We start from the raw sequence: 13681 nt of genomic DNA, 5'->3' as shown, positions 1-13681 counted from the left end.
GCAGGGCGGCTTTTTGCGTCGTTTGCCTGTTCAGCTCCGGCCATCGGCAGGCTGGGCAGGGGACAGGAGCGCAGAAAAAGCCGGGTGTTGCGGCAAAACGGAAAGAGAAGAGAATAATTGCAAATTTTTCTGGAAAAACTGTTGACATTCCAAATCAAAACGAGTATTATATAACTGTTGCGCATCCCTCATGGGGATAGTGCGGCAAAAAAGTCGGAAAAAGTCCGATGTGCATTATTAAGAAAGGAGAAACAAAATGCCTACTTTTAACCAGCTTGTACGCAAGGGCCGTCAGGTTCTGGCTACCAAGAGCACCGCTCCCGCACTGCTGAAGAGCTACAATTCTCAGAAGAAACAGTATTCTGATCTGAACAGCCCCCAGAAGCGTGGTGTCTGCACTGCTGTTCGTACCATGACCCCCAAGAAGCCCAACTCTGCTCTGCGTAAGGTTGCTCGTGTCCGCCTCACGAATGGTATCGAGGTCACCTCTTACATTCCCGGTATCGGCCATAACCTGCAGGAGCACTCCGTCGTGCTGATCCGTGGCGGTCGTGTTAAGGACCTGCCCGGTGTGCGTTACCACATCATCCGTGGTACCCTGGATACTCAGGGTGTGGCAGGCCGTAATCAGGCCCGCTCCAAGTACGGCGCAAAGCGTCCTAAGGCCGGTGCTGCAAAGAAGTAATTGAGGACAACCGCCATAAACGGCTTTCCATTATATAAATAACAAGTCCGCTTGCAAAGCGGAGGGCAACAGTTTATGTAAAAGGTCAGCTCTTTGTGACACAACGGGAGTTTTATTACTTTCGAGTACCGATGATATCATTCTGTGAAGGAGGGAAGAAAGATGCCTAGAAGAGGTAACATTGCTAAGCGCGATGTCTTAGCTGATCCTATTTACAATTCCAAGATGGTCACTCGTCTGGTCAACAGCGTTATGCTGGACGGCAAGAAGGGCGTCGCTCAGAAGATCGTTTACGAAGCTTTCTCCATGATTCAGGAGAAGACCGGCAACGATCCTCTGGAGACTTTCGAGAAGGCGATGGAGAACATCATGCCCAGCCTCGAGTGCAAGACCCGCCGCGTTGGCGGTGCTAACTACCAGGTTCCTCTGGAAGTCAGCCCGGCTCGCCGCGAGACCCTGGGTCTGCGCTGGCTGACTGCCTACAGCCGCAGCCGTGGTGAAAAGACCATGGCTCAGCGTCTGGCTGCTGAAATCATGGATGCTGCCAACAACACTGGTAACGCCGTGAAGAAGCGTGAGGATACTCACAAGATGGCAGAGGCTAACAAGGCTTTCGCTCATTTCCGTTATTGATCTGTTCTGTAGGAGGTTAATTTCATGGCTACACCCAGAGAAGTTTCTCTTCAGATGACGAGAAATATCGGCATTATGGCCCACATTGATGCTGGTAAAACTACTACTACCGAGCGTATTCTGTACTACACCGGTATCAACCACAAGATCGGCGAAGTTCATGATGGCGGCGCTACCATGGACTGGATGGTTCAGGAGCAGGAGCGTGGTATCACCATCACTTCCGCTGCTACCACCTGCTACTGGAGCCACTCTGAGACCCAGAAGGATCCGGTTGCATTCAAGAAGAACCGTCACCGCATCAACATCATCGACACCCCGGGCCACGTGGACTTCACTGTTGAGGTCCAGCGTTCCCTGCGCGTGCTGGACGGTTCTGTGACCGTTCTGGCTGCAAAGGGCGGTGTTGAGCCGCAGTCTGAGACCGTTTGGCGTCAGGCTGACGAGTACAAGGTTCCCCGTATGGTGTACGTCAACAAGATGGACACCATGGGTGCCGACTTCTTCCGCTGCATCAAGATGCTGCACGATCGTCTGCACGCAAACGGCGTGGCAATCCAGCTGCCTATCGGTCAGGAGGATACCTTCCGCGGTATCGTTGACCTGGTCGATATGAACGCTGAGGTCTACTACGACGACATGGGCAACGACATGCGCACTGAGCCCATCCCCGAGGATATGCGTGAGCAGGCCGAGGAGTACCACAACATTCTGATCGAGGCTGTTGCTGAGAACGACGAAGAGCTCATGGAAAAGTACCTCGAGGGCGAGGAGATCACCCGTGCCGAGCTGAAGGCTGCGATCCGCAAGGAGACCATCGCTAACACGCTGGTTCCCGTTGTCTGCGGTTCTTCCTACAAGAACCGTGGTGTCCAGAAGCTGCTGGACGCTATCGTTGACTATATGCCCGCTCCTACCGATGTCCCTGACATCAAGGGCGTGAATCCCGAGACTGAGGAAGAGGAGACCCGTCCGTCTTCTGACGACGCTCCCTTCGCAGCTCTGGCCTTCAAGATCGCTACCGACCCGTTCGTTGGTAAGCTGGCATACTTCCGTGTTTACTCCGGTAAGGTTGAGGCAGGTACCACTGTCTACAACTCCGTGAAGGACAGCAAGGAGCGTATGGGCCGCATCCTGCAGATGCATTCTAACCACCGCAAGGATATCGACTGCTGCTACGCAGGTGATATCGCTGCTGTTGTCGGTCTGAAGAACACCACTACCGGTGACACTCTGTGTGATGAGAATCATCCCATCATTCTGGAGTCCATGAAGTTCCCCGAGCCTGTTATCCGCGTTGCCATCGAGCCCAAGACCAAGGCCGGCAACGAGAAGATGGGCATCGCGCTGGCAAAGCTGGCCGAAGAGGATCCGACCTTCAAGACCTACACTGACGAAGAGACCGGTCAGACCATCATCGCCGGTATGGGCGAGCTGCACCTGGAGATCATCGTTGACCGTCTGCTGCGTGAGTTCAAGGTTGAAGCAAACGTGGGTGCACCTCAGGTTGCTTACCGTGAGACCATCCGCAAAGAGGCCAACCAGGAGACCAAGTACGCACGTCAGTCCGGTGGTAAGGGCCAGTACGGTCATGTTAAGATCAAGATCGAGCCCAACGAGCCCGGCAAGGGTTACGAGTTCGTCAACGCCATCGTTGGCGGTGCCATCCCGAAGGAATACATCCCGGCTATCGACAACGGTATCCAGGGTGCTATGAAGTCCGGTGTTCTGGCTGGCTATCCTGTCGTTGATGTCAAGGTTACCCTGTGGGATGGTTCTTATCATGAGGTCGACTCCTCTGAAATGGCCTTCTCCATTGCTGGTTCTATGGCGTTCAAGGATGCTATGCGCAAGGCTGATCCTATCATCACTGAGCCTATCATGAAGGTTGCAGTTATCGTTCCCGATGAGTATCTGGGCGATGTTATCGGCGACCTGAATGCACGCCGTGGTCAGATCCAGGGCATGGAAGCTATGGCTGGTACTCAGCGCGTCAATGCATTTGTGCCTCTGGCTCAGATGTTCGGCTACGCTACCGACCTGCGCTCCAAGACTCAGGGCCGTGGCCAGTATGTCATGGAGCCGTCTCACTACGAGCCGGTGCCCAAGAACATTGCTGACCAGATCATTGCTGGCCGCACCAAGGGCTGATCGCCTTAAAATTTAAAGTGAATTTTGCCGGGGTAGTGTAGCCTCGGCAAAATTTCCTGTAAAAGCACTTGATTTTACAGGGCAAATTTAGTAGAATAGCCTTGCAATGCAATGTCTGCATCTTGCAGGGTTGTTGTAACCAAATATCAAAACCTAAATTAAGGGAGGATATTCCAATGGCTGAAAAGGCAAAGTTCGACCGTTCTAAGCCGCATGTGAACATCGGCACCATCGGTCACGTTGACCACGGCAAGACCACTCTGACCGCCGCTATCACCAAGTACCTGGCACTGAAGGGCGACGCAGACTTCATGGATTATGCCAACATCGATAAGGCTCCTGAGGAGCGTGCTCGTGGTATCACGATCAACTCCGCTCACGTTGAGTATCAGACCGACGCTCGTCACTATGCTCACGTTGACTGCCCGGGCCATGCTGACTACGTTAAGAACATGATCACTGGTGCTGCTCAGATGGACGGCGCTATTCTGGTCGTTGCTGCTACCGATGGTCCCATGCCCCAGACCCGTGAGCACATCCTGCTGGCTCGTCAGGTCGGCGTGCCCTATATCGTTGTGTTCATGAACAAGTGCGATATGGTCGACGACGAAGAGCTGCTGGATCTGGTCGAGATGGAGATCCGTGAGCTGCTGACCGAGTACGACTTCCCCGGCGACGACACCCCGATCATTCGTGGTTCCGCTCTGAAGGCTCTGGAGTCTACCTCCACTGATCCCAATGCTCCCGAGTATGCTTGCATCAAGGAGCTGATGGACGCTGTTGACACCTATATCCCCAACCCCGATCGTGAGGAAGACAAGCCCTTCCTGATGCCCATCGAGGATGTCATGACCATTTCTGGCCGTGGTACTGTTGCAACCGGTCGTGTTGAGCGTGGTATTGCTAAGGTTGGCGATGCTATGGAGATCGTCGGCATCAAGCCCGATCGTCTGAGCACCACCATCACCGGTCTGGAGATGTTCCGTAAGTCTCTGGACTTCGCTGAGGCTGGCGATAACATCGGCGCTCTGCTGCGTGGTGTTGATCGTACCCAGATCGAGCGTGGTCAGGTTCTGGCTAAGCCCGGTTCCGTGCACCCCCACAAGACCTTCGAGTCTCAGGTGTACGTTCTGACCAAGGACGAAGGCGGCCGTCACACCCCGTTCTTCTCCAACTATCGTCCTCAGTTCTACTTCCGCACCACCGACGTGACCGGTATCATCACTCTGCCCGAAGGCACTGAGATGTGCATGCCCGGCGATAACGTCATGATGCACGTTGAGCTGCTGACCCCTGTTGCTATGGAAGAGGGCCTGCGTTTCGCTATCCGTGAGGGTGGCCGTACCGTTGGTTCTGGCGTTGTTGGCAAGATCATTGAGTGATTTTGACCCTTCGCGCCTTTCCTAAGGCTAAAGGTTAAACTTACGAGAGACCTTCCCATTCCGGAGAGTGGGAACGCTCTTTTTGTTTATACCAGCCCTTCTGCGCCTGTCGCAGAAGGGCTTTTTCGTTTTGATAAAAAGCAGCTTTACAAATTTTGGTTGTTGTGATACACTTGAAACAGAATAAATCTCCGGAGGGTGTAAACGATGGCCTTTGATTATAAGAAAGAATACAAGGAATTTTATCTGCCGCCGAAGCAACCAACGCTTGTGACCATCCCGCCCATGAATTTTGTGGCGGTGCAGGGAAAAGGCGACCCCAATGAGCCGGATGGCGAATACCAGGCAGCGATGGAGCTGCTGTACGGCATTGCATTCACCATCAAGATGAGCTATAAGGGGAGTCACAAGATCGACGGTTACTTCGAATATGTCGTTCCGCCGCTGGAGGGCCTGTGGCATCAGGCAGGTGTTGATGGGGTGGACTACGCCCACAAGGAAACATTCGAGTGGACGTCGATGATCCGCCTGCCGGAGTTCGTGACGAAAGCTGAGTTTGACTGGGCTGTGCAGGAAGCGACCGCCAAAAAACGGAAGGATTTCTCGAAGGCGGAATTCTTCCATTATGACGAGGGGCTTTGTGTTCAGTGTCTGCACCTTGGTCCATACGACAGTGAGCCGGAAACACTGCGCCAGATGGACGCTTTTGCGGAGGCACAGGGATACGCAGTTGACTTTGCAGCCCGACGCCACCACGAGATCTATCTCTCCGACCCTCGCCGCACGGATCCGGAAAAGTGCAAGACAGTCCTGCGGCACCCAATTCGAAAAAAATAAATCCGGTCAAATCCACAAAAGATGTCGATTTTGGTTGTGAAATGTGCTATACTGTTCTTATCTATAAAAGCACACCTGCAACAGGGAGGAGAATATCATGCAGCATGAAACTGTCATCGTGCTGGACTTTGGCGGCCAGTACAATCAGCTGATCGCGCGCCGCGTCCGCGAGAACAATGTCTACTGTGAAATCTATTCCTATAAAACCGATCTGTCGGTTATCAAGGCAAAGAACCCCAAGGGTATCATCTTTACCGGTGGCCCCAACAGCGTTTATCTGGAGGATTCCCCCACGATCGACCCTGAGATCTTCAACTGGGGTGTGCCTGTGCTGGGCATCTGTTACGGCAGCCAGCTGATGATGCATCTGCTGGGCGGCCATGTCTGCCGCGCACCGGAGCGCGAGTACGGCAAGACTGAGGTGTTCGTGGACACGAACAGCAAGATGTTCACCGATGTGCAGCCCTCCACTATTTGCTGGATGAGCCACAACGACTATATTGAGCAGGCAGCGCCCGGCTTTAAGATCACTGCTCACACGGTCAACTGCCCGGTAGCTGCGGCAGAGAACGCCGAGAAGGGCCTGTACGCGGTCCAGTTCCATCCGGAAGTGCTGCATACTGCGGAAGGCAAGAAGATGCTGCGCAACTTCGTGTACAACGTCTGCGGCTGCACCGGCGACTGGAAGATGGACTCCTTTGTGGAAAACAACGTCAAGGCCCTGCGTGAGCGCATCGGCGATGGCAAGGTGCTGTGCGCCTTGTCCGGCGGCGTGGATTCCTCCGTTCTGGCAGCTATGCTGGCTAAGGCCATCGGCAAGCAGCTGACCTGCGTGTTCGTGGATCACGGTCTGCTGCGTAAGAACGAGAAGGAAGAGGTCTGCTCTGTATTCGGCCCGGGCAATGCCAATGGCTTTGATATCAACTTTATCTGTGTGGATGCCCGCGAACGCTACTTTGCAAAGCTGGCTGGTGTTACCGAGCCGGAGCGCAAGCGCAAGATCATCGGCGAAGAGTTCATCCGTGTGTTTGAAGAGCAGGCCAAGAAGATCGGCAAGGTGGATTTCCTGGCACAGGGTACCATTTACCCGGATGTCGTTGAGAGCGGTCTGGGCGGTGAGTCCACTGTTATCAAGAGCCACCACAACGTCGGCGGTCTGCCCGACACCGTGGACTTCAAGGAGTTGGTGGAGCCGCTGCGCAACCTGTTCAAAGACGAGGTGCGTCAGGCCGGCCGTGAGCTGGGCCTGCCCGAATATTTGGTCAGCCGTCAGCCGTTCCCCGGCCCGGGTCTTGGCATCCGCATCATCGGCGAAGTGACCCCGGAGAAGGTGGCTATCGTGCAGGATGCCGACGCGATCTGGCGTGAGGAGATCGCAAAGGCAGGTCTGGATAAGGAGATCAGCCAGTACTATGCAGCCTTGACCAACATGCACAGTGTGGGCGTCATGGGCGACGAGCGCACCTATGATTACGCTGTGGCGCTGCGTGCTGTGACCACCACCGACTTTATGACCGCGGAGAGCTATAATATGCCTTGGGATGTTCTGGGCACTGTTACCAGCCGCATCGTCAATGAGGTCAAGCATGTGAACCGCGTGTTCTATGATTGCACCGGTAAGCCGCCGGCAACCATTGAGCTCGAGTAATCTGCAAACCCTGAAAAGTATTGATGCAATGCAATATTTTGAGAGCCAAAAGGCTCTCTGATACTGCTTTGATACTATCAGGCGATTATTCATAAAGAGAGACATGAGAATGCCCTCTGAGAAACGGTAAGTTTTTCAGAGGGCATTTTTGTGTCTTTTATTCTTTACGCCACTTTTTCTTCGGCTCGTACCGGCCGCAGCCGTCGGCGGTCTGAGGCCAGTTGAGCTTCCATTCCAGATACTCTTCCTTGGTGATCTCGCCCTCCCGGAGCTGCTTCTTACGGAGCTGCCACTCCTTCAGGAAATCATCCAGCAGGCGATAGCGGAAGCTGACTGCCATGTGCTTTTCCGGGAGATCCGGGTCGGTGGTGTCTGTGACCTCATAGAGCCGGGTGCCGGGGTAGTGCTCGTCCAGCTCGAACAGAGTGTACATCACATCCTCTGCGGCGTACAGGGTCGGCTCATAGAGGGAACGGTAGTTCACGTCCAGCACCTCCGCAATCTTGCGGAGCAACTCTTCTTTAGGAGTGCGGGTGTTGCTTTCGTATTGTGCGATGCGGATGTCTGCGCTTTTCTCCTCAAACCCGATGGCAATGCCCAGTTCTTTCTGGGTCATACCTCGGAGGTTGCGGGCACGTTTGATGCGGTCACCGACTGCCATGCGATTGCCTCCTGACTTAAACATATTTGTTGAACCCAGTATAGCACAGAAAAACAGGAGGTGCAATAGAAAATAAACAAAAAAGTTTAAGATTTTACCCGAAAACCTCTTGACTTAACGGAATGTGTTTAGTATAATGAGAACACAAAAAGATAAGCAAAAATGCTTAGTAAAATTGAATGACCGCCAAACTGACCCAAACCGCCAAGACCTTCCGAAAGGAAGCGAGCGCTCCGTAAGGGGACGGCACAGCACCGCAAAGGGGATATGCCTGCCGGAAGTCAGCGAGGATGAAGCGGCACCGAAACGAAACCGACAAGGAAAGGACAAAAAATGGCAAACAGCATTTTTATCAAGGCAGACGAGCTGGCAAAGGAACTGGACATCTCGCAGGGTCTGGCGTACAAGATGATTGCCCAGTGGAACGAGGAACTGAGGGCCAAGGGCTACACGACCGTGGGAGGCCGGGTAAGCAGGAGGTACTATCAGGAGAAAATCTACGGGGCAGGGGAGGAGTGATAGGATGCCAGCCTACAAGGACAACAGGCAGGGCACATGGTACGCTTCCTTCTACTTCGAGAACTGGCAAGGTGTGAAGCAGAAGAAGCTGAAACGGGGGTTTGCCACCAAGAAGGACGCTCTGGCGTGGGAGCGGGAGTTCCTTCTTCAGCAGGCGGCAGACCTGACCATGACCTTTGAAGCCTTCGTGGAAATTTATATCACGGACAAGAAAAAGCGACTCCGGGAAAACACCTGGTCTACCAAAGAGCACATCATCCGAACGAAAATCTTACCGTATTTCAAAGAAAAGCGGCTCAGCGAGATCAAGCCGCGGGATGTGATCGCATGGCAGAACGAGATGCTGAACTACCGGGACAAAAACGGCAAGGCCTACTCGCCGACCTACCTCAAGACGCTCCATGGACAGCTCAGTGCCATTCTGAACCACGCCGTCCGGTTCTACGGGCTGAAATCAAACGCAGCGGCCACAGCCGGGTGCATGGGGTCGGAAAAGCACAAGGAAATGCTCTTCTGGACAAAGGAGGAGTACCTCAAGTTCGCGGAAGCGATGATGGACAAGCCGCAATCCTATTACGCTTTTGAGGTCCTCTACTGGTGTGGCATCCGGGAGGGCGAGCTGCTGGCTCTGACTCCGGCAGACTTCGACTTGGACAAGGGGCTGCTCTCCATCACCAAATCCTATCAAAGGCTGAAAGGCCGGGATGTGATCACCGACCCGAAAACACCCAAGAGCGTCCGGGTCATCCAGATGCCGCAGTTTCTGACGGACGAGATCAGAGACTATCTGAAATCCCTCTACAAAGTCCAGCCAGACCAGCGGATCTTTGAGGTGACCAAGAGCTACCTGCACCACGAGATGGACAGGGGAGCCAAGGAGGCCGGGGTGAAGCGGATACGAATCCACGACCTGCGGCACTCCCATGTATCACTGTTGATCGAGATGGGCTTCTCGGCTCTGGCAATCGCAGACCGGGTGGGGCATGAGAGTGTGGACATCACCTATAAGTACGCCCACCTCTTCCCCTCAAAGCAGCAGGAGATGGCGCAGAAGCTGGACATGGAGCGAAGGGAGGGATGAAGATGGAACGAGTACTCGACCAGCAAGGCCGCTGGCGGAACAAGGTGGTGGCCTTCCGAATGTCCCCGGAAGAGGACGAGGTTCTGGAAGCCAAAGTAAAGCTCTCCGGGTTGACCAAACAGGAGTATATCATCCGCCGCCTGACTGACCGGGAGATCACCGTGGTAGGCAACCCAAGGGTCTACAAAGCCCTACGAGGCCAGATGGAGCTGATCTATCAGGAATTGCAGCGGCTGGCCGTGGATGAAGAAGTCCCGCCGGACTTGCTGGAGACCCTGCAAATGGTAGCTCTGACGTTGAACGGACTTAAGGAGGAATGCGAATGACGGACAATAGAAAAACGACCGTACCGGGTGCATCTGTTGGCGCAGATGCGGTACAGTCGTCTTCAAAAATCAACACCAATATTATAACAAATTCGGACAAGCAAATCAATCTGCAAGCCGCGAAAAAGTCAAACAATTTCGGGCTGAACACGGTATCAATGACCGAGCTGTACGACACGGTGTATCCACCCCGGAAACCCATCGTGAACGACCTGCTGTACAGTGGCACCTACCTCTTTGTAGGTGCGCCCAAGGTGGGCAAGTCCTTCTTCATGGGGCAGCTCGCCTACCATGTGGCGATGGGGCTTCCGTTGTGGGAGTACGAGGTGCATCAAGGCACCGTCCTCTATCTGGCGTTGGAGGATGATTACGCCCGGCTGCAGCGGCGGCTCTCCCGGATGTTCGGGGTAGAGGAGACCAACAATCTCTACTTCGCAACGCAAGCTAAGTCCGTGAGCGAGGGACTTGACCAGCAGTTGGAAGGATTCATCCGGGAGCACCCGGATGTACGGCTCATCATCATCGACACCCTGCAGAAGGTGCGGGAGATCGGCGGTGACCGATACAGCTACGCCAGCGACTACGAGATCGTGACCAAACTGAAAACTTTCAGCGACAGGTACGGCATCTGCCTGCTGGTGGTTCATCACACCCGGAAGATGGAAGCCGAGGACAGCTTTGATATGATCTCCGGCACCAACGGTCTGTTGGGTGCAGCGGATGGCGCGTTCATCATGCAGAAGAAGCGGCGCACGGACAACACCGCACTACTGGACATCGTGGGGCGTGACCAGCCGGATCAGGAGCTGACATTGGAGTTCAACCGGGAACGCTGCGTGTGGGAGTTCCAAGGAGCCGAAACGGAACTTTGGAAGCTGCCGCCCGACCCGCTTCTGGAAGCGGTGGCAAAGATGCTCACCCCGGAACAGCCAGAGTGGAGCGGTACGCCCACGGAGCTGCTGGAACGTCTGCCGGGTGTGAGCATACAGGCAAACATCCTGACCCGGAAGCTGAACGTGAGTGCCGACAGGCTCTACAACGATTATGGAATTCGGTACGAAAGCAAGCGCACCCATGAGGGCAGAGTGGTCAAATTAACGCTGGAAAATTCTGGGGCGTGACGATTCGTGACGGTTGTGACGGTATTTTTGCTACTATGTAAAATACCGTCACAATCGACACAACCGACACGGGATGGTGATAATGATGAAAAATGTGCAGATTTCGCAGGAACTTTTCGTCGCCTTGCTGCATTATCATTTGAGCGGCGAAAATGAGTACGAAGAGGTCATTGAGCAGGGTCTGGAGCAAAAATTGGATGCGATGCTGCGGCATGAGCTGTATGCCCAGTACAAGACAGCACCCACCGAGGAACAGCGGGAGCAGGCTCGGCAGGAGTATCTGGACAGACGAGGCGTGCCAGAAAGCTTCCGCTGGTGAGTCCCTCTATTGGCAAAGTACAGGAGCGTGTCACGCTCCTGTGAATGCAATCACGCAGGAAGGTGGTGTTGGACCGGGCAGCGGCGAGGTACAGCGAAACCCCGTCCGCAGACGGAAGCCCCCGGCAGGGCGCAAAGGCATCTTTTGATGGACGGAACGTCTGTCAAAAGTGCTTTTGCGTTACTTTCGACGAAAGTAACAAAGCCTTTGCCGTGTCCGGCACCAGTTACTTCCACAGAGAAAGGACGTGCGATTGAAAAGAACCATTTCCGCAATGCGGGGTCCCGGCTCCCTCAACCATAACCGGAGAAGTTTCACCGCTGAAAACGTTGACCCGAAGCGCAGCAGCCTGAATGTCGTGTACCGGGATGAGCCGATTCAGAAGGTGTACCACGAACTGTTTGACGAGGCAGTGAAGCGTTACAATGCCAAGCAGAAGCGCAAGGACCGCTGTATCACCGACTACTATGAGCACCTGCGGACAGGCAAGCAGGAAAAGCTTTTCCATGAGCTGATCGTCCAGATCGGCAACAAAGATGATATGGGTGTCCTGACCGAGAATGGCGCACTGGCAAAGGAACTGCTGGACGAGTATATGCAGGGCTTCCAAGAACGTAACCAGACACTGCGGGTGTTCGGAGCGTTCCTCCACATGGACGAAGCCACGCCCCATCTGCACATCGATTTCGTGCCGTATGTGTCCGGCTGGAAGGGCAAAGGATTGGACACCAAGGTTTCCCTGAAGCAGGCTCTGAAGGCCTTGGGCTTTGCAGGCGGCTCTAAACGGGAATCCGAGCTGAACCAGTGGATCAACGCCGAGAAAGAGCAGCTTGCCAGAGTCATGGAACGGCATGGCATTGAGTGGGAACAGAAAGGCGCCCACGAAGAACATCTGTCAGTGCTGGACTTCAAGAAGCAGGAGCGCACCAAAGAGGTGGCTGCGCTGGAAGCGGCCAAGCAGGAGTGCCAGACCGACCTGACCGAGATGCAGGAACAGCTGGAAACAGCGCAGACAGCCGTAGAAGCCGCTGAACAGCGGGTACAGAAAGCAGAGCTGACCTACCAGAAGCAGAGCCAGAAGCTGAACAAGCTGGCTCCCATTATGGAAGGTTTGGAAAACCTGTCAGCGCAATACTCCCAGCGGCCAGAAGAATGGGTGCCAGAAGCAGCCACATTTGAGACCGCCAAGAGCTATCGGGAGAAGAAGGCCATGCCGCTGATCCAGAAGTTGGTGAAGGTACTCTTTGCCCTCCATCGGAAGTACTGGGAGGTCAAGGATGAGAGGGATAAGTATCTGCACTTCTATCAGGACGAGAAGAAAGCTACCCATCATCTAAGCCAGCGGCTGAAAGAGGCGGAGGCTGAAAACTCTCAGCTCTATGCGATGAAACGTGATTTCAGGCGAGTATGGAACTATTTCGGTGCCGAAAAGATGCAGCAGGTCATTGGGCTTATGAGGGAGCAGGAGCAGACCGCGGATAGAAGCCAGAAGAAGAACAGACAGAACAGCGTAGAGCTGTAAGCATAGCAGACCCCCGCCAGCGGATGTTGGCGGGGGTCTGTACATATAAGTGATATTTTACTCAAAAAGTTCCGGGGCAATATCCGTCAGAGCAAATCCGGGAATGTCTTTCTCGTCTTTGTAGGTGCCATCTTCAGCCAGAAACTCGACCTTTGCAAAGTCCGCAACTGGAATCTCAGATTCACAGACATACCAGTTCAGGTAGTCATTAGCGGTTTGTTTGAGGGTTGAGGCAACGCTGCGGTCAGCGTTATACTTGTCGCAGAAAGTGCGCCAAGGCAGATATCGCCAGATTTTACCATTGGTCTTGATGGTAATGCGGCACATGATTTTGTCGTTGGACAGACCGGTGTTTTTTGCACCGGCATGGTCATTGGCAGTCAGCCAGACGACAGGATGATAGTTTTCATATTTGTCAACGGCTTTGATGCCAATTTCATGCCCATTGAAGTACAGCGGCTCCTGATGGAAAGTTGCACCATCGTACTTTAGGTTGGAAGGCGTCAGCACTAATTTCCCAGTGGCCGAAATCATCCGATATTTGATAAGGCTGGTGTAGTGATACAGGTTTTCAGGCAGCTTGGTCTTTTTCACTTTCATTTGTTTCCCTCCAAAATCGTAGATGCTTACTAATACGAAACACCGTCTGAGATGCAGATAGTGGACGAGATTGAAAAAAGTGTACACTATCTCGCTGAAAAAAGCAATAGAAATTTTTATCGGCTTGCAATCACGGAAAAGCTGTGGTACGCTTTACTAGGATAGTATAAAGGGAAAGTATATCCTTTTTGGGAAA

General features: G+C 53.7%; 14 protein-coding genes. 12 read left to right on the top strand and 2 right to left on the bottom strand.

Annotation, left to right across the window (positions count from 1 at the left end; all coding sequences use genetic code 11):
- The first annotated feature begins 256 nt into the window (after positions 1 to 256).
- The 6 genes from rpsL (at position 257) to guaA (ending at position 7336) form a co-directional block, all read left to right on the top strand.
- Complete coding sequence (gene rpsL / locus ACNQFG_RS12215) at positions 257 to 685, top strand: 30S ribosomal protein S12 (protein ID WP_005940205.1); 429 nt, start codon at positions 257 to 259, stop codon at positions 683 to 685.
- 162 nt (positions 686 to 847) lie between these two features.
- On the top strand, positions 848 to 1318 hold the full coding sequence (rpsG, locus tag ACNQFG_RS12210; RefSeq protein WP_005930552.1) for a 30S ribosomal protein S7: 471 nt from the start codon (positions 848 to 850) through the stop codon (positions 1316 to 1318).
- A 24-nt stretch (positions 1319 to 1342) separates the two neighbouring features.
- The gene (gene fusA, locus ACNQFG_RS12205) at positions 1343 to 3469 is read left to right on the top strand and encodes an elongation factor G (RefSeq protein ID WP_097774838.1); all 2127 of its coding nucleotides are present in this window, start codon (positions 1343 to 1345) and stop codon (positions 3467 to 3469) included.
- A gap of 176 nt (positions 3470 to 3645) precedes the next feature.
- Positions 3646 to 4851, top strand: a complete 1206-nt coding sequence (gene tuf / locus ACNQFG_RS12200) for an elongation factor Tu (protein WP_005940209.1) — start codon at positions 3646 to 3648, stop codon at positions 4849 to 4851.
- A gap of 207 nt (positions 4852 to 5058) precedes the next feature.
- Complete coding sequence (locus ACNQFG_RS12195; RefSeq protein ID WP_423405102.1) at positions 5059 to 5688, top strand: GyrI-like domain-containing protein; 630 nt, start codon at positions 5059 to 5061, stop codon at positions 5686 to 5688.
- Positions 5689 to 5785: 97 nt separating this feature from the next.
- Positions 5786 to 7336, top strand: coding sequence for a glutamine-hydrolyzing GMP synthase (gene guaA / locus ACNQFG_RS12190; protein WP_044953447.1), 1551 nt, complete (start codon positions 5786 to 5788; stop codon positions 7334 to 7336).
- Between the two features lie 157 nt (positions 7337 to 7493).
- On the opposite strand, the gene ACNQFG_RS12185 is transcribed toward guaA, so the two are convergent.
- Positions 7494 to 7997: a helix-turn-helix domain-containing protein gene (locus tag ACNQFG_RS12185; RefSeq protein WP_097774840.1), complete on the bottom strand. Its 504-nt coding sequence runs from the start codon at positions 7995 to 7997 to the stop codon at positions 7494 to 7496.
- Between the two features lie 333 nt (positions 7998 to 8330).
- On the opposite strand from ACNQFG_RS12185, the gene ACNQFG_RS12180 reads away from it, so the two are divergent.
- The 6 genes from ACNQFG_RS12180 to ACNQFG_RS12155 all read left to right on the top strand — a co-directional run bounded on the left by ACNQFG_RS12180 (position 8331) and on the right by ACNQFG_RS12155 (position 12885).
- Entirely contained in the window at positions 8331 to 8516 is a 186-nt protein-coding gene (locus ACNQFG_RS12180; protein ID WP_015538532.1) for a hypothetical protein, read from the top strand.
- A 4-nt stretch (positions 8517 to 8520) separates the two neighbouring features.
- Entirely contained in the window at positions 8521 to 9597 is a 1077-nt protein-coding gene (locus ACNQFG_RS12175; RefSeq protein WP_423405101.1) for a tyrosine-type recombinase/integrase, read from the top strand.
- On the top strand, positions 9594 to 9923 hold the full coding sequence (locus ACNQFG_RS12170) for a plasmid mobilization protein (RefSeq protein WP_097770292.1): 330 nt from the start codon (positions 9594 to 9596) through the stop codon (positions 9921 to 9923). The genes ACNQFG_RS12175 and ACNQFG_RS12170 overlap by 4 nt, the downstream gene beginning before the upstream one ends.
- Positions 9920 to 11044 carry an AAA family ATPase gene (locus ACNQFG_RS12165; protein ID WP_423405100.1) on the top strand — a complete coding sequence of 375 codons (1125 nt, stop codon included), beginning with the start codon at positions 9920 to 9922 and terminating at the stop codon, positions 11042 to 11044. Before ACNQFG_RS12170 ends, ACNQFG_RS12165 begins: the two co-directional genes overlap by 4 nt.
- A gap of 85 nt (positions 11045 to 11129) precedes the next feature.
- Complete coding sequence (locus ACNQFG_RS12160; RefSeq protein WP_097778380.1) at positions 11130 to 11363, top strand: complexin-2; 234 nt, start codon at positions 11130 to 11132, stop codon at positions 11361 to 11363.
- Between the two features lie 274 nt (positions 11364 to 11637).
- Positions 11638 to 12885 (top strand): plasmid recombination protein, encoded by a 1248-nt coding sequence (locus tag ACNQFG_RS12155; RefSeq protein WP_423405099.1) that lies wholly within the window; start codon positions 11638 to 11640, stop codon positions 12883 to 12885.
- Between the two features lie 57 nt (positions 12886 to 12942).
- On the opposite strand, the gene ACNQFG_RS12150 is transcribed toward ACNQFG_RS12155, so the two are convergent.
- Entirely contained in the window at positions 12943 to 13485 is a 543-nt protein-coding gene (locus tag ACNQFG_RS12150) for a hypothetical protein (RefSeq protein WP_113621066.1), read from the bottom strand.
- Positions 13486 to 13681 lie beyond the last annotated feature (196 nt).

Source organism: Faecalibacterium prausnitzii (assembly GCF_049532945.1).
GTDB classification, from domain to species: Bacteria; Bacillota; Clostridia; order Oscillospirales; family Ruminococcaceae; genus Faecalibacterium; species Faecalibacterium prausnitzii_N.
This window is presented reverse-complemented; position numbering and strand designations above follow the sequence as displayed.

What these genes read in the sequence shown, in the direction of transcription:
- ACNQFG_RS12170 (WP_097770292.1), top strand. Translation starts at nt 9,594, where the DNA reads ATGAAGATGGAACGAGTACTCGACCAGCAAGGCCGCTGGCGGAACAAG.
- rpsG (WP_005930552.1), top strand. Translation starts at nt 848, where the DNA reads ATGCCTAGAAGAGGTAACATTGCTAAGCGCGATGTCTTAGCTGATCCT.
- tuf (WP_005940209.1), top strand. Translation starts at nt 3,646, where the DNA reads ATGGCTGAAAAGGCAAAGTTCGACCGTTCTAAGCCGCATGTGAACATC.
- ACNQFG_RS12175 (WP_423405101.1), top strand. Translation starts at nt 8,521, where the DNA reads ATGCCAGCCTACAAGGACAACAGGCAGGGCACATGGTACGCTTCCTTC.
- ACNQFG_RS12165 (WP_423405100.1), top strand. Translation starts at nt 9,920, where the DNA reads ATGACGGACAATAGAAAAACGACCGTACCGGGTGCATCTGTTGGCGCA.
- rpsL (WP_005940205.1), top strand. Translation starts at nt 257, where the DNA reads ATGCCTACTTTTAACCAGCTTGTACGCAAGGGCCGTCAGGTTCTGGCT.
- ACNQFG_RS12160 (WP_097778380.1), top strand. Translation starts at nt 11,130, where the DNA reads ATGAAAAATGTGCAGATTTCGCAGGAACTTTTCGTCGCCTTGCTGCAT.
- fusA (WP_097774838.1), top strand. Translation starts at nt 1,343, where the DNA reads ATGGCTACACCCAGAGAAGTTTCTCTTCAGATGACGAGAAATATCGGC.
- ACNQFG_RS12180 (WP_015538532.1), top strand. Translation starts at nt 8,331, where the DNA reads ATGGCAAACAGCATTTTTATCAAGGCAGACGAGCTGGCAAAGGAACTG.
- guaA (WP_044953447.1), top strand. Translation starts at nt 5,786, where the DNA reads ATGCAGCATGAAACTGTCATCGTGCTGGACTTTGGCGGCCAGTACAAT.
- ACNQFG_RS12155 (WP_423405099.1), top strand. Translation starts at nt 11,638, where the DNA reads ATGCGGGGTCCCGGCTCCCTCAACCATAACCGGAGAAGTTTCACCGCT.
- ACNQFG_RS12150 (WP_113621066.1), bottom strand. Translation starts at nt 13,485, where the DNA reads ATGAAAGTGAAAAAGACCAAGCTGCCTGAAAACCTGTATCACTACACC.
- ACNQFG_RS12185 (WP_097774840.1), bottom strand. Translation starts at nt 7,997, where the DNA reads ATGGCAGTCGGTGACCGCATCAAACGTGCCCGCAACCTCCGAGGTATG.
- ACNQFG_RS12195 (WP_423405102.1), top strand. Translation starts at nt 5,059, where the DNA reads ATGGCCTTTGATTATAAGAAAGAATACAAGGAATTTTATCTGCCGCCG.